Source organism: Nocardia sp. NPDC050435 (assembly GCF_040655395.1).
Taxonomy (GTDB): Bacteria; Actinomycetota; Actinomycetes; order Mycobacteriales; family Mycobacteriaceae; genus Nocardia.
In genome coordinates this window covers 655,245-674,771 of record NZ_JBFAJW010000001.1, presented here as the reverse complement: position 1 = coordinate 674,771, position 19,527 = coordinate 655,245, and the positions used below count along the sequence as shown (strand labels likewise).

At 71.3% G+C, this 19,527-nt stretch carries 20 protein-coding genes; 3 read left to right on the top strand and 17 right to left on the bottom strand.

The window, feature by feature from the left end:
- Positions 1-6: 6 nt before the first annotated feature.
- From AB0I43_RS03285 to AB0I43_RS03220, 14 genes are read right to left on the bottom strand one after another with little or no spacing between them, the layout of a single operon-like run.
- Complete coding sequence (locus tag AB0I43_RS03285; RefSeq protein WP_356972874.1) at positions 7-1,152, bottom strand: thiolase family protein; 1,146 nt, start codon at positions 1,150-1,152, stop codon at positions 7-9.
- Complete coding sequence (locus AB0I43_RS03280; RefSeq protein WP_356972873.1) at positions 1,145-1,975, bottom strand: enoyl-CoA hydratase-related protein; 831 nt, start codon at positions 1,973-1,975, stop codon at positions 1,145-1,147. The genes AB0I43_RS03285 and AB0I43_RS03280 overlap by 8 nt, the downstream gene beginning before the upstream one ends.
- A gap of 37 nt (positions 1,976-2,012) precedes the next feature.
- Complete coding sequence (locus AB0I43_RS03275; protein ID WP_356972871.1) at positions 2,013-3,227, bottom strand: CaiB/BaiF CoA-transferase family protein; 1,215 nt, start codon at positions 3,225-3,227, stop codon at positions 2,013-2,015.
- Positions 3,227-3,994, bottom strand: coding sequence for an SDR family NAD(P)-dependent oxidoreductase (locus AB0I43_RS03270; RefSeq protein WP_356972869.1), 768 nt, complete (start codon positions 3,992-3,994; stop codon positions 3,227-3,229). Before AB0I43_RS03270 ends, AB0I43_RS03275 begins: the two co-directional genes overlap by 1 nt.
- Positions 3,994-5,160, bottom strand: coding sequence for an acyl-CoA dehydrogenase family protein (locus tag AB0I43_RS03265; protein WP_356973136.1), 1,167 nt, complete (start codon positions 5,158-5,160; stop codon positions 3,994-3,996). The genes AB0I43_RS03270 and AB0I43_RS03265 overlap by 1 nt, the downstream gene beginning before the upstream one ends.
- A 22-nt stretch (positions 5,161-5,182) precedes the next feature.
- Positions 5,183-5,491 (bottom strand): hypothetical protein, encoded by a 309-nt coding sequence (locus AB0I43_RS03260; protein ID WP_356972868.1) that lies wholly within the window; start codon positions 5,489-5,491, stop codon positions 5,183-5,185.
- Positions 5,463-5,834 (bottom strand): hypothetical protein, encoded by a 372-nt coding sequence (locus tag AB0I43_RS03255; RefSeq protein ID WP_356972866.1) that lies wholly within the window; start codon positions 5,832-5,834, stop codon positions 5,463-5,465. The genes AB0I43_RS03260 and AB0I43_RS03255 overlap by 29 nt, the downstream gene beginning before the upstream one ends.
- On the bottom strand, positions 5,831-6,538 hold the full coding sequence (locus AB0I43_RS03250; RefSeq protein ID WP_356972863.1) for an ABC transporter ATP-binding protein: 708 nt from the start codon (positions 6,536-6,538) through the stop codon (positions 5,831-5,833). The genes AB0I43_RS03255 and AB0I43_RS03250 overlap by 4 nt, the downstream gene beginning before the upstream one ends.
- Complete coding sequence (locus AB0I43_RS03245) at positions 6,535-7,248, bottom strand: ABC transporter ATP-binding protein (RefSeq protein WP_356972861.1); 714 nt, start codon at positions 7,246-7,248, stop codon at positions 6,535-6,537. The genes AB0I43_RS03250 and AB0I43_RS03245 overlap by 4 nt, the downstream gene beginning before the upstream one ends.
- Positions 7,226-9,349: an ABC transporter permease gene (locus AB0I43_RS03240; protein WP_356972859.1), complete on the bottom strand. Its 2,124-nt coding sequence runs from the start codon at positions 9,347-9,349 to the stop codon at positions 7,226-7,228. Before AB0I43_RS03240 ends, AB0I43_RS03245 begins: the two co-directional genes overlap by 23 nt.
- The gene (locus AB0I43_RS03235) at positions 9,349-10,722 is read right to left on the bottom strand and encodes an ABC transporter substrate-binding protein (protein WP_356972857.1); all 1,374 of its coding nucleotides are present in this window, start codon (positions 10,720-10,722) and stop codon (positions 9,349-9,351) included. Before AB0I43_RS03235 ends, AB0I43_RS03240 begins: the two co-directional genes overlap by 1 nt.
- A gap of 42 nt (positions 10,723-10,764) precedes the next feature.
- On the bottom strand, positions 10,765-11,271 hold the full coding sequence (locus tag AB0I43_RS03230; protein WP_356972855.1) for a hypothetical protein: 507 nt from the start codon (positions 11,269-11,271) through the stop codon (positions 10,765-10,767).
- 13 nt (positions 11,272-11,284) lie between these two features.
- The gene (locus AB0I43_RS03225; protein WP_356972853.1) at positions 11,285-12,460 is read right to left on the bottom strand and encodes an acyl-CoA dehydrogenase family protein; all 1,176 of its coding nucleotides are present in this window, start codon (positions 12,458-12,460) and stop codon (positions 11,285-11,287) included.
- The gene (locus tag AB0I43_RS03220; protein ID WP_356972851.1) at positions 12,444-13,442 is read right to left on the bottom strand and encodes an acyl-CoA dehydrogenase family protein; all 999 of its coding nucleotides are present in this window, start codon (positions 13,440-13,442) and stop codon (positions 12,444-12,446) included. The genes AB0I43_RS03225 and AB0I43_RS03220 overlap by 17 nt, the downstream gene beginning before the upstream one ends.
- Positions 13,443-13,616: 174 nt before the next feature.
- On the opposite strand from AB0I43_RS03220, the gene AB0I43_RS03215 reads away from it, so the two are divergent.
- Positions 13,617-14,273, top strand: coding sequence for a TetR/AcrR family transcriptional regulator (locus AB0I43_RS03215; protein WP_356972849.1), 657 nt, complete (start codon positions 13,617-13,619; stop codon positions 14,271-14,273).
- A 46-nt stretch (positions 14,274-14,319) separates the two neighbouring features.
- Positions 14,320-15,162, top strand: a complete 843-nt coding sequence (locus AB0I43_RS03210; RefSeq protein WP_356972847.1) for an acyl-CoA thioesterase domain-containing protein — start codon at positions 14,320-14,322, stop codon at positions 15,160-15,162.
- Between the two features lie 36 nt (positions 15,163-15,198).
- Here the strand turns inward: AB0I43_RS03210 and AB0I43_RS03205 are convergent, their stop codons facing one another.
- The 3 genes from AB0I43_RS03205 to AB0I43_RS03195 are packed head-to-tail and all read right to left on the bottom strand — an operon-like array spanning position 15,199 to position 18,710.
- Complete coding sequence (locus AB0I43_RS03205) at positions 15,199-16,131, bottom strand: GTP-binding protein (RefSeq protein WP_356972846.1); 933 nt, start codon at positions 16,129-16,131, stop codon at positions 15,199-15,201.
- Between the two features lie 4 nt (positions 16,132-16,135).
- Complete coding sequence (locus AB0I43_RS03200; protein WP_356972844.1) at positions 16,136-17,281, bottom strand: thiolase family protein; 1,146 nt, start codon at positions 17,279-17,281, stop codon at positions 16,136-16,138.
- A complete protein-coding gene (locus AB0I43_RS03195) occupies positions 17,274-18,710 on the bottom strand; it encodes a fatty acid--CoA ligase family protein (protein ID WP_356972842.1) in 1,437 nt (478 codons plus the stop codon). Before AB0I43_RS03195 ends, AB0I43_RS03200 begins: the two co-directional genes overlap by 8 nt.
- Positions 18,711-18,762: 52 nt before the next feature.
- Between AB0I43_RS03195 and AB0I43_RS03190 the strand changes: the two genes are divergently transcribed.
- Positions 18,763-19,527, top strand: coding sequence for an SDR family NAD(P)-dependent oxidoreductase (locus AB0I43_RS03190; RefSeq protein WP_356972840.1), 765 nt, complete (start codon positions 18,763-18,765; stop codon positions 19,525-19,527).

Sequence of the window (19,527 nt, the reverse complement as noted above, 5' to 3'; positions counted from 1 at the left end):
GCTCCTTCAGGACACGAGTTCGACGACGGTGGCGTTGGCGGTGCCGCCGCCCTCGCACATGGTCTGCAGGCCGTAGCGAATCCCGTTGTCGCGCATGTGGTTGACCATGCGCGTCAGCAGCACCGCGCCCGACCCGCCCAGCGGATGCCCGAGCGCGATCGCGCCGCCGAGCGGATTGCAGCGCTCGGGATCGGCGCCGGTTTCGGCGAGCCAGGCCAGCGGCACCGGCGCGAATGCCTCGTTGACCTCGAACACGCCCACCTCGTCCAGCGCGATCCCCGCCTTGCCGAGCACCTTCTCGGTCGCCGGGATCGGGCCGGTGAGCATGAGCACCGGATCCGATCCGGCCACCGCGCCCGCGCGATACCGCGCGATCGGCCGCAGTCCCAGGGCCCGCGCCCGCTGCGGGGTGGTGATCAGCACCGCCGCCGCGCCGTCGGAGATCTGGGACGCGTTGCCCGCGTGGATGACTCCGTCCGGGTCGAAGGCCGGTTTCAGCCCGGCCAGCTTCGCCGCGGTGGTGCCGCGCCGGATGCCCTCGTCGGCGCGCACGGTTCCGGATTCGGTGGGGACGGGCACGATCTGGGCGTCGAAGGCGCCGCGGTCCTGCGCCGCCGCCGCACGCTCGTGGGAGCGGGCCGCGTACTCGTCGAGCCTGGTCCGGTCCAAGCCCCACTTGCGGGCGATCAGCTCCGCGGACACCCCCTGGTTGAACGAGAAGTTCGCATACCGCGCCAGCGCTTTCGGCCCGTAGGGGCTCCCGCCGGCCTTGGCCGCGCCGAGCGGCACCCGGCTCATCACCTCCACTCCCCCGGCCACGACCACCTCCTGCTGCCCGGACATGACCGCCTGGGCCGCGAAATCCAGGGCCTGCTGGCTGGATCCGCAGGCCCGATTGACCGTCGTGCCCGGCACGCTCTCCGGCCAGCCCGCGGCCAGCACCGCGTAGCGGCCGATATTGCTGGATTGGTCGCCGACCTGGGACACGCAGCCCCAGACCACGTCGTCGATCACCGCCGGATCCAGCCCGGTCCGCTCGATCAGGGCGGCGAGCACGACCGCGGACAGGTCCGCGGCGTGCATCCCGGACAGTCCCCCGTTGCGTTTGCCCACCGGGGTGCGCACGGCCTCGACGATGACTGCCTCAGACATGCGCGCTCTCCTGTGCCGGCGCCGCGGCGCGCGTGAGATCGTCTACGGCCCAGCCGCCGGTGAAGCGCGGCTCTCGTTTCCCGGTGAAGGCGGCGAACGCTTCGGGCGCGTCCGAGGTCGCGAAGTTGACGCCCTGCGCCCGAGCCTCGGCGCCGAGCGCAGAGCGCAGATCGCCGCAGGCGCCCTCGTTCAGCAACGCTTTGGTCTGGGCCAGCGCCACGGGCGGGCCGGCGGCCAGGCGGTCGGCGAGTTCGTCGACGAAACCGTCGATCTCCGCGCGCGGCACCACCCAGGTGACCAGGTTCAGCTCGCGCGCCTGCTGCGCGTCGATCGTCTCGGCCAGCAGCGCCAGCCGTTTGGCCTGTTGCAGCCCGACCAGGCGCGGCAGCAGCCAGGACCCGCCCAGGTCCACCGACAGGCCGCGCCGGGCGAAGATCTGCGCGAAGCTGGATTCCGGTGTGGCGACGACGAAATCGCAACCCAGCGCCAGGTTCCAGCCCGCGCCCACGGCCACGCCGTCGACCTTCGCGATGACCGGCAGCGCCAGCTCCTGCAGTTGCAGCGCCACCTGGCTGAGCAGCCGCATCTTGCGCACCGGGTGCCCGGCGGTCAGCACCGAGACGTCCGCGCCCGAGCAGAACGCGCCGCCCGCGCCGGTGAGGATCAGCGCGCGCACGCCGGGGTCGTCACCCGCGGCGATCAGGGCGTCGCGCAGGCGCGCCCACAGCTCCCAGGTGACGGCGTTCCTGCGGCGCGGCCGGTTCAGCGTCAGCGTTCGCACGCCGTCGCGGTCGTCGACCAGCAGGTCGGGTTCGTCGATCATTTTCTGTTCTCCCACAGTCGATTTCGAAGCTCGTGGTTCAGCGGTAGCCGGGGCCGATCGCACCCTGTTCGCGCAGCCGCGCGATTTCGGCGCGCTCGCACCCCCATTCGGCCAGGACGGCGTCGGTGTGCTGGCCCAGCCCCGGGACGGCGTTCATCGGCGGGTCGAAGCCCGCCACGATCGCGGGCGGCAGCAGCGCCGGGATCGGGCCCGCGGGCGTGTCGACCGTGCGCCACCGGTCCCGCTTCGCCAGCTGCGGATGCGCGAGCACCTCGCTGGGCAGGTTGTAGCGCGCGTTGCCGATGCCCGCGTCGTCGGCGGCCCGCTGCACCTCGACGAGGTCGTGGCGCGCGCACCACGCGCCGATCGCCGCGTCCAGTTCGGCCCGATGCCGCACCCGCCCCGGATTGGTGCGGAACCGCGGCTCCTCGGCCAGATCCGGCCGGCCCAGGATCTCCCGGGCCAGGCGCTGCCATTCCCGGTCGTTCGTGGTGCCGAGCACCACGGTCTGCCCGTCGGCGGTGCGGTAGGAGCCGTACGGCGCGACCGCCGGGGAACTCAGGCCCAGCGGCTGCTGATCGATCCCCGCGTGCCGGGCATAGGTCAGGTGGTAGCCCATCACCTCGGTCATGGTGTCGAACAGGCTGACCGCGATGCTCGTGCCCGGCCCGGACTCCGAGCGCCCGCACAGCTGCGCCAGAATCGTGAGCGCCGCATACAGTCCCGTCGTGACGTCGGCGACCGGCGGCCCCGGTTTCGCCGGAGCGCCGGGGAATCCGGTCACCGCGCAGACGCCGGCCTCGGCCTGCACCAGCAGGTCGTAGGCGCGCTTGTGCGACAGCGGCCCGCCCGCGCCGAAACCGTCGATCTCGACGGCGATCAGGTGCGGGTGCCGGGTCGCGAGTTGCTCGGGCGCCAGCCCGAGCCGGCCGGTCGCGCCCGGCGCGAGATTCGAGACCAGCACCTGCGCCCGTGCCAGCAGGCGATGCAGGATCTCCACGCCCGCGGCGGCTTTCAGGTCGAGCGTGACCGATTCCTTGCCGCGGTTGACCCAGACGAAGTGCGCGGCCTGCCCGTGCACCACCGTGTCGTAGTGCCGGGCGAAATCACCGCCGGCCGGATTCTCGATCTTGATCACCCGCGCCCCGAAATCGGCGAGCGTGCGTGTGCACATCGGCGCCGAGACCGCTTGCTCCAGCGCGATCACGGTGATCCCGGCCAGCGGCGCGCGCGGTGGGTCGGCGTCGGCCATCACATCACCATGCCGCCGTCCACCGGCAGGACCTGACCGGTGACGAAGGAGGCGGCGTCGGAGGCCAGGAACACGAACGCGCCCGCGACCTCCTCCGGTTCGGCCCAGCGGCGCAACGGAATCCGGTTCAGCATCTGCGCGGCGAACTTCTCGTCGGTGCGGATCGTGCTCGTCATCGGGGTGGCGGCCAGGGGCGCGAGCGCGTTCACCAGGATCTGTTTGCGGGCCAGTTCCCGGGCCAGCGATTTCGTCATGCCGATGATCGCGGCCTTGGCGGCGGAATAGTTGATCTGCCCCAGCGTGCCGACGATGCCGGCCGAGGACGTGACGTTGATGATGCGCCCGGTACCGTCGACCGGCAGGTGCGGCAGCGCGGCCTGCGCGCAGGTGAACGTGCCGACCGCGTGGATCTCCAGCAGCCGCCGCACCGAGTCCGCGGAGGTGGCGGCGAACATGGCCGGATCGGTCACCCCCGCGTTGTTGACCAGGATATGCAAGGTCCCCCCGGCCAGCGCCGCGGCGCGCGCCGCCGCCGCGTCGGCGGCGGCGCGGTCGGTCACATCGAGCGCGAAGCTCTGGGCCACACCGCCGTTCGCGGCGATCTTCTCCGCCACGGCGGCGGCCCCCGCGCCGTCCCGGTCGGTCACCAGCACCGCCGCCCCCGCGCCGGCCAGCGCCACGGCCACGGCGGAGCCGATGCCGCCCGCCGCCCCGGTCACCAGCGCCGCGCGCCCGGTGAGATCGAACAGTCCGTGTCTGCTGGACATCAGTAGCTCCTCGGCAATCCCAAAGTGTGCGATCCCAGATAGTTGAGGATCATTTCCTGGCTGATCGGCGCGATCCGCATGACGCGCGCCTCCCGGAAATAGCGGGCCACGTGGTACTCCTCCGCGTAGCCCATGCCGCCGTGCGTCTGCAGTGCGCGGTCGGTCGCGGTGAATCCCGCTTCGGCGCACAGGTATTTGGCGGTGTTGGCTTCGCGCCCGCACGGCTTCCCGTGGTCGTAGAGCCAGGTCGCCTTGCGCAGCATCAGCTCCGCCGCGTCGAGGTGGGCCAGGGAATCGGCCAGCGGGAACTGAACGCCCTGGTTCATGCCGATCGGGCGGTCGAAGACGACGCGCTCCCGCGCGTAGCGCACCGCGCGGTCCAGCGCCACCCGGCCCAGCCCCAGCGCCTCGGCGGCGATCAGCATCCGCTCGGGATTCAGGCCGTCGAGGATGTACTGGAAACCCCGGCCCTCCTCGCCGACCCGGTCCTCGACCGGAATACGCAGGTCGTCGATGAACAGCTCGTTCGAACTCACCGCGTTGCGGCCCATTTTCGCGATCGGGCGGATGTCGACGCGGCTGCGGTCCAGATCGGTCAGGAACAGCGTCATCCCGTCGGTCTTCTTCGTCACCTCGGCGTAGGGCCGGGTGCGGGTGAGCAGCAGGATCTTTTCCGACTCCTGCGCCTTGGAGATCCACACCTTGCGCCCGTTGACCACGTAGTGATCGCCGTCGCGGCGCGCGAAGGTGGTGATGCGGGTGGTGTCCAGCCCGGCCCCGGGCTCGGTCACCCCGAAGCACACGTGCAACTCACCGCGCGCGATCCGGGGCAGCGTGCGTTGTTTGAGCTCCGCGGAGCCGTGCACCACGACCGGCTGCATGCCGAAGATCGACATATGGATCGAACTCGCGGCGTTCATCCCGCCCCCGGAGCGCGACACCTCCTCGGCCAGCAGCGCGGCCTCGGTGATGCCGAGCCCGTGGCCGCCGTACTCCTCCGGGATGGTGATGCCCAGCCAGCCGCCGCGCGCGATCGTCTCGTAGAACTCCGCCGGGAACTCGTGCGCGCGATCGCGCTCCGACCAATAGTTGTCGTCGAACTTTCTCAGCAGTTCGCGCAGGGATTCGCGGATCAGCTCCTGATCCTCCGTCAGCTCGAAACTCATGCCCGCGGACATGTCCAACTCCTCAGTCCGACGCGGGCAGGGGCTTGGCGGCCTTCACGCTCATGGGCGCGCCGTCACAGCCGAGCGCGCCCGAGCCGGAGGCGATGCACAGCACTTCGACCGATTCGTCGGCGTTGACGTAGCGTTTGCCGATCAGCGTCACGGCGGTTCCGGGGTCCGGCGCCGCGGCCGCGCCGGCGGCCGCGACCATCGGCGCGCCACCGCAGGTCAGCGTCGGAGCGCCGGTGGCGGGCACGCGGACGGCGACCACGCGGGTGCCGCACACCGTGCTGGCGAGCTGGTCACCGGGTCGTAGGGGCGATGCTGTCATGCTCGATCTCCTTTCCGGGCAGGCGATCCGCGAGCTGGGCCAGGTCGAAGGACTGGCGGGCCATCCAGAAACGCAGCACGCCGGTCAGCGAATAGCGCAGGAACAGCGCGGCGCCCACCACGCTCACCGCGACGCCCGTGAGCGCGAGGATGATCGCGTCCCGCTGGGCCAGCGGATCAGAGGTGTTGTGCGCCATGAGATAGGCCAGCAGCGTCAGCACCGGGCCGCCGATCAGCAGCGCGCCGCCCACCCGCAACCACAGCCCGGCCCGGCCCGCGGCCGGATCCGGGATCTTCAACTCGGCGATCTCACGGACGAAACGGTCCGCGCGTGTCTCGGTCATACGGAACTTCCTAGGTAGAGAGCGGCCAATTCCTCGCGCAGCCCGGCGCCCGGGCTGCCCTGGTGTTCGATCTGCCCGCGCACCAGCACCGCGGCGTGGTCGGCGATGTCGAGCACGGCGGCGGCGAACTGTTCGACGATCAGCACCGCCACCCCCGTGCGCGCGATCCGGGCCACCTGCTCGTAGAGCTGCGCGACCACCAGAGGCGCCAGGCCCATGGACAATTCGTCGAGCAGCAGCACGGCGGGTTCGGTGGCCAGGCCCCGGGCCAGGGCGAGCATCTGCTGTTCGCCGCCGGACATGGTGCCCGCGATCTGGCCCGCCCGCTGGGCGAGGATCGGGAAGCGCGTGTAGGCGATCTCCTCGATGCGCGCCAGCGGCTGCCCGGTGAACGTCATCATCAGCAGGTTGTCGCGCACCGTCAGGTTCGGGAACACGCCGCGCCCCTCCGGTATCAGGCACACGCCCGCCCGCGCGAGATCGCGCGGGCTCGCGCCGGTGACGTCGCGGCCGCCCAGCAGCAGCTGTCCCGCCGCGACCGGATGCACGCCCGCGGCGACCTGCAGCGTGGTCGTCTTGCCCGCGCCGTTGGGTCCGAGCAGCGCCACCACCTGCCCCGGCGCCACCGCGAGGTCGACGCCATGCAGCACCGTGATGGCGTCGTAAGCAGCACGCACGCCGCGCAATTCGAGCAGGTTGCTCACAGCTCCCCCAGGTAGGCGGCCAGCACGGTCTCGTCCCGGCGGATGAGCTCGGGCGGCCCCGAGGAGATGATCTTGCCGAGGTCCAGCACGAACACCTCGTCACAGACGCTCATGACCAGGCCCATGTCGTGCTCGACCAGCACCACGGCGGTGCCCTCGGCGGCCAGCCCGCGCAGCAGCTCGGCGAACCGCGCGGTCTCCGCGCCGTCCTGGCCCGCGGCCGGCTCGTCGAGCAGCAGCAGGCTGGGCCGCGCCGCCAGCGCCCGCCCCACCTCGACCAGCCGCGCGGAGCCGGTGGGCAGCTCGTCGGCGCAGGTGCCGGCCACCTCGCCGAGCCCGAGCCGGTCGAGCAGGGCGGAAACGGTGGCTGCGGCGTGCCGGCGGTGCGGCCCCAATTCCGCGGCGACGAGCAGATTGTCCCGCACCGTCAACCGGCCGAACAGTTCCAGTCGCTGGAAGGTGCGCGCCAGACCGTGGCGGGCGCGGCGCGTGGGACCCATCCGGGTGATGTCGCGCCCGTCCAGGCGGACCGTGCCGGCCGCGGGTCGCCGCAGCCCGCAGACGACGTCGAAGAGCGTGCTCTTGCCCGCGCCGTTCGGCCCGATGAGGCCGGTGATCCGGCCGCGCTCGGCACTCAGCCCGGCGCCGTCCAGGGCATGGCGGCCACCGAAGGTGACGCGCACGTCCTCAACTCGCAGTAGTGACGGCATGGTCGAGCACCTCCCGATCCGCGGCGCGCCACGGCCGGCGCACACCCCACCACTCCACCGGCACCTCGGCGGCGGCTTCGGCCGGGCGCTGCCTGGCCCGGGCCCAGCTCCGCACCGCGAGTGCGGCGATCAGCGAGCCGAAGAACAGGGTCCAGCCGTCGATGACCTCGGCCAGCCGCAGCAGCCACAGCAGCACCGGCATCCCGAGCAGCAGGCTCAGCGAAAGCCGGTCGCGCAGTGCGGGTTCCCAGCCCAGCCGCATCCGCGCCACCGCGCCGGTGCGCACCACGCCGCCGCCGAAGGCGATACCGGCCAGCGCCGGAACCACCTCGACCAGATGCTGGGTCGAGGGCCACAGCACGGGGACCGCGTTCAACGGTCCGAACAGCGCCACGCCGACGAACAGCCCGGCCCCGATCGCGCCCAGCCCGGCGAACACCGCGACCAGGAAGATCGGCAGCCCCGCGACGAAGGTGAACTGGTCGGCGGTGACCGAGCGCAGTTGCATGCCGTAGAGCGCGCCGCCGAGCCCGGCGATGCCCGCCGAGAGCGCGAACACCGCCACCTTGGCCAGCAACAGGTTCCCGCCCAGCGTGGCGTAGGCGGCTTCGCTGTCGCGCAGCGCGATGAGGCGCCGGCCGAACCGGCCGCGCCGCAGCAGCGCGATGCCCAGCCCGGCCAGGGCCAGGCAGATCGCCGCGAACACCGTGATCTCCGCGGTACTGTCCAGCCGCAGACCGAACAGCGCCGGCCCGGCGAGCTCGATCGAGCCCTGCTCGAACAGCGTGATCCGCACGCCGAGCAGTTCGAAGGAGGGCAGTGTGAAGATCCAGCGATCCAGCACCACCGCGAAAGCCGCTGTGCCCAGCGCCAGGTAGACACCCGAGAGCCGCAGCGCGGGCAGGGCGATCACCGCGCCGGCGGCCGCCGCGACCAGGACCGCCGCGGGCAGCGCCCAGGCCTGGCCCTGCGGGCCGAGATGCGCGTAGGCGATCGCGCCGATGCCCGCCATGCTCAGCTGGCACAGCGACAGCTGCCCGGCGTACCCGGCCAGCGGCACGAACGACAGCGCGATCACGCCGAAGGCGAAGACACGGCCGTAGCTGATCAGATCCGACTCACCCAGCACCGTCGCCAGGATCAGGCCGAACACCACCGTCACCGCGCCGAACAGCAGCGTGCCCCGCAGCGTCGGCGTCGGCACCTGGCTCAGCTGCCGGTCCCGGCCGCGCAACCGCCCGTGCGGGAACACCAGCAGCGCGAGGAACAGCAGCAGCGCGGGCGCGGCCAGCCGCAACCCGGGCAAATAGGCGTTCTGCGGCAAATATCCGGCGAGGTAGCTCTCCAGGCAGCCCACCACCACCGCGCCGAGGAAGGTCATCGGCAGGCTGCGCAGCCGGCCGAAAACCGCCGCGGTGTAGGCACTCACGATGAGCAGCGACAGCTGCGCGGCGTCCAGATTCACCATGGGCGCGATGAGAATGCCGCCCACCGCGGCGAGTTCGACGCCCAGGATCCAGGCCACCCGATTGGCCCGCACCGGGTCCGCGCCGGTCAGTCCGGCCAGCGCCCGATCGTCCACCCCGGCGCGCATCTCCGCGCCGGTGCGGGTGCGAAACAGCAACAGCCGCAACCCGATCGCGACGGCCACGGCCACCGCCATGGTCAGCGCCTGGTGCCAGGTGAGGGTGGCCGCGCCGAGCCGCAGCGGCGGCACGTCGGCGAAGAAGGCGGGCAGCGTGCGCGCCTTGTTCGGGTCCCAGATCCACCGCGCCGCGGCGATCAGGCCGCTCAGCAGCGCCACCGTCATCACCAGGCGTTCGGCCTCGCCCAGGCGCTGCACCGAGCGCATCGCGCGCTCGACCACCAGCCCCGCCAGCGGCGCCAGTACCAGCAGAACCAGCGGCAGGGCCACCGCGACCGGGACGCCCCAGCCGATGGTCAGCTGCCAGTAGCCGAACGCCGCCAGCATCCCCGCCGCGCCGTGCGCGAAATTGAAGACGCCGGTCGTGGTGTAGGTGAGCACCAGGCCGCTGCCGATCACGGCGTAGATGGCGGCGGTGCTCAGACCCACGATCCCGAAGGTGAGGAACTGTTCCATTACTTGATGTCGCTCACGCTCTTGCCGACGTCGGCGAGGGTGAACGGACGGTCGTAGGCGCCGGTGTAGCGGTAAGCCGGGATGTCGCAGCGGAACTGGCCCTGATCCGGCTTGAAATCAGCGGGCTGCCAGCCCTGCGGTGTCGCCCGCACCACGTTGAAGCACTTGGGCGGGGTCTCCCGGTCGGCCACGACATTGGGCGCGTTCAGCCCGCCGCCGGTCCACGCCTTCTCCTGGGCCGCCGCGGCGATGAGGCAGGCGCGGGTGAGTTGATCTCCGCAGCTGCCCGCCGATTTCGCGAACAGCAGCCAGGCCGAGAACGCGCGCATCGCCGCCATGGTGATATCGGCGCGCGGCGCGTACTTCTCGTACAGGTCCAGCAGCTGCTGGGTCGCCGGGGACGCCGACGGGTTCTCCACCGGCACCGTGCCGCCCAGATCCGCGTAATTGTTCTGGAAGTTCAGCGAGCGGCCCGCGGTCTCCAGGAACGACTTGTTGTAGGCGCTGTTGTTCGCGTCGATCCAGTCCAGCTTGTAGTCCATGCCGGTGAGCACGTCCTCCAGCTTGGCCAGCTGCCGCCAATCACCCAGGAACATCAGGCCTTTCACGCCTTTGCTCTTGATCGCCTGCGCGTAGGGCGTCCAGTCGGCGACCCCGCTGGCCGGGTAGAGATCGTTGTAGATGAAGCTCGCGCCGCCGGCCCGCATGGCCTCCGCGAACTTCTCCCCCATCACCTTGGTCACCGGCGAATCGCCGTTGATCATGCCGACCGCCCCGGCCGAGCCGGGATGGGCCTCCTGAAGCAGCCACCGGTAGTAGCCGGTGTACTGGAAGTAGTTGACGTAGGCGCTGGCCGAGGCGTTGTACTGCAGGTCCGACTGCACGTTCTGCTGCTGGGAGATCTGGCCGGGGAAGTCGGGCAGCAGGCAGGACAGCCGCTCCTTGGCGCCCAGGGCGTCGAGCGCCGAACCGCCGCCCACCAGCGCGAAATCCTCCCGGCACGCGTCGAGCATGCGCTGGCGGACCTCCATCAGCTTGGCGTCGCGGGTCGTGGTGACGATCTTGCGGCCGCCGATACCGCCGGCGGCGTTGCACCAGGAGGTGAACACCTTTGCCGCGTCGACGAATTCGGAGTTCTTGGTGAACCCCATGTCGGAGAAGACCCCGATCTTGATCTCCGCGGCGGTGACGCCCTGCGCGGCGGCCGCGGTGGGCTTGCCCGGGCCACACACGTCCTTCAGGTCACCGAAGTCACCCGAGGTCACGGCCTGGGCCGCGGTGGCCTCCTCGGTGCCCGGGCCGCTGCGGCCGCCGCATCCGGTGACCAGCAGCAGCGCCGCCACCAGCCCGACCAGTATTCGTTGCGTTCTCACGCTGGGTCCTTCACTCTCACACTAGTTTTCGTCGTCCGGGGCTCAGCAGGCGGTGGTCTGGCCGCCGCTCTGGATGGCGAGCAGCGCGCAGAAGGTCGCCGCTGCGACCTTCCACTGCCCGGCCTCCTTGACGGCCTGGCCGGACTGATCGGGCAGCACCGGATTGCCGTTGAGCAGCAGCGTGTACTTCACCTCGGCGTGCGTGCCGTCGGCGAAGGTGACCGCCGCGACCGTCACGCTGGTGCCGGCGGCCTGCGGGTTGACCGCCATGCCCTCGAGCGCCTGCTGGAAGGCCGCGCCCTTCTCCACCAGCCCGGCCCGGGTGGCGGCGGGAGTCTGCCCGTTGAAGAAGGTGACGTAGGCGTCGGTGACGGCCTTGGTGTCCGCGGCCGAGGCCGCCGTCGCGCTGGTCGCCGCGGCGGCGGTCGTGGCGGACGCGGCGGTCGTGGCGACCGGATCGGCGTCGTCGCCGCCACAGCCCGCGACCAGCGTCGCGGTGAGTGCGGCCAGACAGCAGGCGGTGACGGCGTGCCGCAGGGAAGTGCGCATGGTGTAACTCTTTTCAGCTTCTCGGGAGGCCGAGCACCCGCTCGGCGATGATGTTGCGTTGGATCTCGGAGGTGCCGCCGGCGATCGTCCCGGCGAAGCTGCGCAGATAGCGCTCGAACCAGCTGCTGGTGAAGTGCTCGATGCTCATCGGGGTGTACGGGCCGGTCATCGCGGGATGCCGCAGCCCCTCGGGGCCCGCGGCGTTCAGCGCCGCCTCCGAAGCGGCCTGCACCGCCTCCGAACCCAGCAGCTTGAGCACCGACAGCGCCGGAACATCCTGCTGCCCACGGGCTTCGCGGCTCAGCGCCGCCGAACCCAGCAGCCGCAGCGCGTGCAGATCCAGCACCAGCGTCGCGTAGCGGTCACGGTCCAGCTCGGTCCGCGGCCGGAAGTCGGCCACCAGGTCCTCGAGGCGATCGGCGAAACTCAGCCACAGCAGTGTGCGCTCGTGCCCGAGCGAGCCGTTGGCCACCTTCCAGCCCCCGTGCAGTTCGCCGACCAGGTTGGCCGCGGGCACCCGGACGTTCTCGAAGAAGACCTCGTTGAAGTCGAGATCGTCGGCGGCGCAGGCGGAGGCGAAGGGGCGCCGGGTCACACCCGGGGTGTCGGTGGGGATCAGCAGCACGCTGATGCCCTTGTGCTTGGGCGCGTCCGGATCGGTGCGCACGAAGGTCAGCAGGACGTCGGCGTTGTGTGCGCCCGAGGTCCACACCTTCTGCCCGTTCACCACGAACTGCTCGCCGTCCAGCACCGCGCGGGTGCGCAGCCCGGCCAGATCCGAACCGGCCGCCGGTTCGCTCATGCCCAGCGCGGCGGTGATCTCGGCCCGCAGAATCGGTGCGGCCCAGCGGGTGCGCTGCTCCGGGGTGCCGAAGCTGAGCAGCGAGGCCGCGATGATGCCCAGGCCCTGCGGATTGAAACTGTGGTAGATCCGCCGCTCGGACAGTTCGCGCAGGTGCACGTACTGCTGCAGCAGCGTCGCGTTGCGGCCGCCGAATTCCGGCGGATTGGCCGGCAGCAGCCAGCCGTTGTCGAACAGCAGGCGCTGCCAGCGGCGGGCCCAATCCGGGACGTCCGCGCTGGAGCGGGAACGCTGGGCGACCTCGGCCGCGCTGGGCAGGTGCGCGGTCAGGAAGTCGACGAACTCGGCGCGGAAGGCTTCCACGTCGGCATCAAAGGCGAGCTGCACGGTACTCCTCGGCGATCTGCGCGCGATGCGTGGCCGCGCCGCCGAGCAGCAGCTCGCCGAACTTGGCCCGCTTCAGCGCGAACTGCACGTCGTTTTCCCAGGTGAATCCCATGGCGCCGAACAACTGCACGCCGTGGCGGAACACCAGCGCCTGGCATTCCCCGGCCGCCGCCTTGGCCATCACCGCGGCGAGCTCGCGGCCGGGGTCGCGCTCGGCGATGGTCAGAGCGGCGTAATAGGCCAGGGCGCGGGCCCGTTCGATCGCCACGTGCATGTCGGCTGCCTTGTGTTTGACCGCTTGGAAGGCGCCGATCGGCACGCCGAACTGCTCGCGGGTGCGCACGTGTTCGAGCACCAGATCCAGGATGCGCCGGCAGGCCCCGACCGTGGTCAGCGCCAGACCGGTCAGCGCCGCTCGACGGGCCTCACGCACCGACGCGGCGGTGCGGTCCGCGTCGCGCACCCGCACGTTCACGAACGACACCTCCGCCAGATGCGCGACCGGATCGAGAATCTCGGTGCGCGTGGTCGTGACGGCGTCGGCGGGCACCACGAAGACTCCGGCCGCGGTCGCCACGGCCAGCTGCTCGGCGCGGTCGCCGTCCAGCACATGCCGGGCGGTGCCGTCCAGGCGCCAGCCGGTGCCCTCGCGGCGGGCGAGCACGCCCCCGAAGACCGCGGTCCCGGCGGTGGCGGGGCGCACGAATTCCGGTGCCAGCGGGGCGAAGTGGGTCATGGTCGCCAGGTACGGCGTGGGGTCGGTGGCCCGGCCCAGTTCCTCGAGCACGATGGCCAGCTCGACCGCGTTCGCCGGATCGGTGAGCTCGGTCCATCCGTGTTCCACGTAGGCCTGCCAGACCGGGGCGGGATCGGCGCCGTGGTCGACCACGTCGCGAACGACGGTCGGCGGGCAGCGTTTGGCGACGACGTCGCGCACGGTCTCCTGCCACAATCGCTGATCCGCGTCGAACTCGAAGAGCATCTTCGCCTCCCTCCTCGCGCCCTCGGCGCACAACGATGCGAGAATAGCATTCTCATTTGAGGAAAGTAAGAGTCTCAGAGCAATGCACGACACGCGGCCTACAGATCAGAACAAGGCCCGTTTCCGGTAAGGTGCAATCATGTTCTCCACACATGACGCAGGACCGGTCGCGCCGTGACCCTTCCGAATGACGAACCGGCCTGGAAGCAGCGCGCCGTGGAGCGCTCGCTGCGCAGCGCGAAACTGCGTGCTGAACAGCGGGTCCAGCGCTTTCTCGATGCCGCGCAGGCGATCATCACCGAGAAGGGCACCACCGACTTCACGGTCCAGGAGATCGTCGAGCGCTCCCGCCAATCGCTGCGCAGCTTCTATCTGCAGTTCGACGGCAAACACGAGCTGCTCCTCGCACTGTTCGAGGACGCCCTGGTCCGCACCGCCGATCAGATCCGGGCCGCCGCGGCGGGCAAGAAGGATCCGCTGGACCGGTTGCAGGTCGCGGTCGAGTTGCTGTTCGAGCTGTGCCGGCCCGATCCCACCGCGCAGCGCCCGCTGTTCACCGATTTCGCACCGCGCCTGCTGGTTTCGCATCCGGCGCAGGTCAAGGTCGCGCACGCGCCGCTGCTCGCGCTGTTCACCGAGCTGATGAGCGAGGCGGCCGAGGCGGGCGCGTTGCGGAGCGGCGCGGAGCCCAAGCGGATGGCGGCGATCGTCATGCAGACGGTCATGTTCACCGCGCAGTCCAGCGGCAGCACCGACGAGGAGACCATCCACCCCATCACCGCCGGTGAGGTGTGGGAGTTCTGCTCGACCGGGTTCACCGGCGGCGCGTAGCGAGAATCTTATTCTCATTCGTTGAGAATTATGATTACATCGGGTTATGCCCGACCTCTGGACCGATCTGCTGTCCTGCCTGGAGTTGCGCCCGAGCGCCGCTCCGGGCGATCCGAACCCGCGCGGCCCGGATCGCCCCGGCACGCTCGCCACGTTCGAGGGGCCCAACCAGCAGCTGGAGTATCACCGCCTGTTCGGCGGACAGCTGCTGGCCCAGTTCCTGCGCGCCGCCGATCTCGCCTGCCCCGACAAGGCCGTCAAGTCCGTGCATGTGCTGTTCGCGCGGGAGGGCAAGAGCGACGCGCCGGTGCGCTACGTCGTCCAGATCCAGCACCGCGGCAGGTCTTTCGCGACGCTGGCGATCACCGCACGGCAGAAGGGTGCGGTCATCGCTACCGCCGCGGTGTCCATGCACGTCGCCGAGGACGGGCCGCAGCAGCAGACCGTCGGCGCGGTGCCGCCGGTGCTCGGCCCCGAACACCGCGTCCACCTCGACCTGATCCCCTGGGAAACCCGCGCCGACGGCGACCTCGACACCCTCGCCGCGCACGCCCCCGACTACGACCTGTGGTCGCGCACCCCCGAGGTCGGCCCGGAACTCGGCCAGGCTCTGATCGCCTACGCCACCGACCTCAACCTCATCGGCACCGCCCTGCGCCCGCTCGAAGGCTACGGCCAGCGCGGCAACGGCACCGCCTTCACCTCCGCCACCACCTCCCACACCCTCTGGTTCCACCGCCCCTTCCGCCCCGACATCTGGCTCCTCCTGCGCCACCACAGCCCGATCCTCGCCCACGGCCGCTGCTTCGGCCGCGGCGACATCCTCACCCCCGAAGGCACCCTGGTAGCCACCTTCGCCCAGGAAGCCCTCCTACGCTTCCGGCCCTGAACCCACCCCGCCGAGCGACCTCCCGAAATCGGTGTGTCACATCGGATCACGGTTGAGCGCGGAGAATCTCGAAGACGTGTTCGTCGTGGGCCAGGTAGGGATGTCGTCGCGGGGCGAGAGAAGTCGGGTGGCGGCGGTGTAGGCGTCGGTGTGGCCGGTGGCGACGGCGGTGGCCAAGGCGGTGAGGGCGGGGTGGGTGCGGAGGCGGGATTGGGCGAGGGACAGGATTTGGGCGCGGGCTCGGGCGGTGCGGCGGGCGGGGGTGTCGGCGCGGTGGTGGGATTCGATGGCCTGGACGAGGTCGGGGAGGCCGTCGCCACGGGTGGCGCTGAGGGGATAGACGGGGGCGGTGGTTTCGGCGCGGAGGTCCCGGATGGTCTGGTCGGCGCCGTCGCGGTCGGCCTTGTTCACGACGATGAGGTCGGCGACCTCGAGCAGGCCGGCCTTGGCGGCCTGGACGGCGTCGCCCGCACCGGGATTGAGGATGACGAGGGTCGGGTCGGCGAGGGCGGCGATCTCGATCTCGGATTGGCCGACGCCGACGGTTTCCAGCAGGATCAGGTCGTAGGACAGCGCCGCGAGCAGGTGGATGGCGGCGGGGACGGCCTCGGCGAGCCCGCCCAGGTGCCCGCGGGTGGCGACGGAGCGAATCAGGACATCGGGGTCGTCCAGGTGCGCGGCCATCCGGATGCGGTCGCCGAGCAGCGCGCCGCCGCTGTAGGGCGAGGACGGATCCACAGCCAGCACCGCCACCCGCGACCCCTGTTCCCGATAGACCGTGACCAAGGCCGCGATCGTGCTCGACTTCCCCGCGCCGGGCGGCCCGGTGACGCCGACGACACGCACCGGCACCGCCTCGAGCACCGCCAATACCTCGGCCCGGCGCGGACTTTCGACCAGGCTCAGCAACCGGCCCACCGCCCGCACCGACCCGCCCCGCGCGGCCGCCACCAGGTCGGCGACGTTCATCGCCTCACCGGGCGGGCACCTCGATCAGCGTCGCGGACCCCATCCCGCCGCCGGCGCACAGCGCCACCAGCCCCAGTCCCCCACCGCGACGGCGCAATTCGTGCACCATCGTCACGATCATCCGGGCCCCGGTCGCCGCCACCGGGTGCCCCAGCGAGCACCCGCTGCCGTTCACGTTCACCCGCTCGGGGTCGAGACCGAACTCCTCGATCATCGCCACCGGCACCGAGGTGAACGCCTCGTTGATCTCGACGAGCGCGATGTCCTCGATCGAAACACCGGCGCGCGCCAGCGTTTTACGGATCGCGGCGATCGGCGCCAGCCCGGTCAGCGCCGGATCGATCCCGGCCGACGCCCAGGCCCGGATGGTGCCCAGCGCGGGCAGCCCCGCCCCGTCGGCGGCGAGGACCAGCGCGGCCGCCCCGTCGTTGGCTCCCGAGGCGTTGCCCGCCGTGATGCTGAAGCCCTCGATCTCCGGGTGCAGCGGCCGCAGCCCGGCCAGCTTCTCGGCGCTGGTGTCGCGCCGCGGATGCTCGTCCACGGCGAACCGCCCGTGCGGGGTGTCGATGGGCACGATCTCGGCCGCGAACCGCCCCGCGTCGATGGCCTCGATCGCCTGGCGGTGCGAGCGTAATGCCCAGGCGTCCAGCTGTTCCCGGCTCAGACCGTACTTCACCGCCGTGTTCCAGCCGACCGTGATCGACATGTCGAGGTTCGGCGCGTCGGGCCGGTCCGGGTGGGTGGGCGACACCCACGGATCCGCCCATTCGTCCGGCCCGGTCCGGAATCGGGCCTTGGGCGCGGTGGAATCGGAGTTCACGCCGCCGGCGATGATCAGCTCGTCCATCCCCGCCCGGATCGAGGCCGCCGCGCTCTGCACGGCCGCCATCCCGGCGGCGCAGTGCCGGTTGTGCGCCAGCCCGGGCACCAGGTCGAGCCCGGCGGTGATCGCGGCGTGCCGGGCCAGCACACCGCCGCCGTAGCGGCCTTCGCCCAGGATCACGTCGTCGATCGCGCGCCCGCCGACCTGGTCGGCGGCGGCCGCCACCACGTGGTGTGCGAGCTCGAACGCGGTGGTGTCGCGCAGGGTGCCGCGGCGCGCGGTGCCGATCGGCGTGCGCAGCGCGGAGACGATGACGGCTTCAGGCATGGGAGCTCTCCAGTTCGGCGACCAGGTTGCGGCGCAACAGCTTTCCGGTTTCGGTCTTGGGCAGTTCGGTGCGGAACACGATGGCGTCGGGCGTCTTGGCGGACCGCAGCCGGGCCTTCACCCAGCGGGTGATCTCGGCCGGGTCGCCGGTGCCGACGAGGACCGCGACCAGCCGCTGCCCCCATTCGGGATCCGGCACTCCGATCACGGCGGCCTCCTTGATGCCGGGCAGTTCCAGCAGCACGTCCTCGATCTCGGCGGGCGCGATGTTCTCACCGCCGCGGATGATGGTGTCGTCGGCGCGGCCCTCGATGAACAGGTAGCCGTCGGCGTCGAGGCGGCCCAGATCCCGGGTGGGGAACCAGCCGCCGGCCTCGAGCGCGCTGCGACCGCCGTATTCGCCGGAGATCTGCGCGCCGCGCGCGAACACCAGTCCGGTGGCTCCGGTCGCGGCGGGTTCGCCTGCCTCCGTGCGGATCTGGATCTCGATGCCGGGCAGCGGCCGACCGACCGAGCCCAGCCGCTCGCGCACCACCGGATCCTCGGACGCGACGGCGTGGCGATGCTCTTCCGGGCCGAGCACCGCGATGGAGGAGGCGGTCTCGGTGAGGCCGTAGGCGTTGACGAACCCGGTGTCCGGGAACACTCGCAGCGCCCGCTCCAGCACGGGGCGGGGCGTGCGCGACCCGCCGTAGGCAAGACTCTGCAGGCTCGGCGTCTCCGCCTGGCCCGCACCCACCGCCTCGACGATGCGCGCCAGCATGGTCGGCACCAGCATGGCGTGCGTAACCCGTTCGGCTCGAACGGTTTCCAGCCACTCCCGGGCGTCGAACGCCGTGAGGTACACGATGCGCCGCCCGGTGTAGAGGTTCGACAGCAGGTTCGTCAGGCCGGCGATGTGATAGGGCGGCACCGACACCAGGGTCGCGTCGGTCTCGGCGGCCGCGCCGAATTCGAGGGTGTTCAGTACGTAGGCCATGAGGTGGCGATGGCGCAGCAGCGCCGCCTTGGGCGCGGAGGTGGTCCCGCTGGTGTAGATGACGACCGCGACGCTCTCGCCACCGTGATCGAGGTCGGCGAGGCCGTCGGCGCCCGGTCCGCCCTCGCCTGCCACCAATTCGTCCAGATCGCCGGGGCGCAGCACCAGCGCGCCCGGATGCCGATCGATCAGCGCGTCGAGCTGCGCGGCGCCGAGCCGGTAGTTGAGCGGCACGAACGGCACTCCGGCCAAGACCGAGCCGAACAGCGCGACCGGGTAGGCGAGATGGTTCACGCCCAGGTAGAGCACCGCCGGATAGCCCCGGAACCGCGCGGCCGCGCGCCGGGCCAGCTCGGCGAGTTCGCCGGCGGTCAGGGTGCGACCGGCCGCCGTGACCACCGCGCGCCCACCGTTCGCGGACGCCATTTCGAGAATCATGTTGATGTTCATGAGAATGCTATTCTCGCCGAACGAGAGCGTTAATTGCAAGAGAGGACGTGCCATGCGAATCGAAGGAAGCTCGGCCCTGGTGGTCGGCGGCACCGGCGGCCTGGGCGAGGCCACCGTGCGCCGGCTGCGGGCCGCCGGAGCCGAGGTGGTGGTGGCCGACGTCGCCGACGACAAGGGCAAGCAGCTCGCGGCCGAACTCGGCGCCCACTACGTGCACACCGACGCCACCGACGAGGATTCCGTGCTGGCGGCGATCGCGGCCGCGGAAGCCCTGGCCCCGCTGCGCATTTCGGTGGACGCCCACGGCGGGCCGGCGGCCGGCGGCCGCCTGGTCGGCAAGGACGGCGCACCGCTCCCGCTGGCGGGCTTCCGCACCACCATCGAGTTCTATCTCACCGCCGTCTTCAACGTGCTGCGCCTGTCCGCGGCCGCCATCGCCAGAACCGAAGCGCTGGCGGAGGGTTCGCGCGGCGTCATCGTCAACACCGCCTCCATCGCCGCCTACGAGGGGCAGATCGGGCAACTGCCCTACGCCGCCGCCAAGGGCGGGGTGGTCGGGATGACGCTGGTCGCCGCGCGCGATCTGTCCCCGCTCGGCATCCGCGTGGTCACCATCGCGCCGGGCACCTTCAACACCCCGGCCTACGGCAAAGCGGCCGATCAGCTGGAGGCGTATTGGAGCAAGCAGGTGCCGCACCCGCGCCGGATGGGCCGCTCGCCCGAATACGGGCAACTGGTCCAGTCGATCGTGGAGAACGACTATCTCAACGGCGAGGTCATCCGGCTCGACGGCGCGCTGCGATTCCCGCCGAAGTAG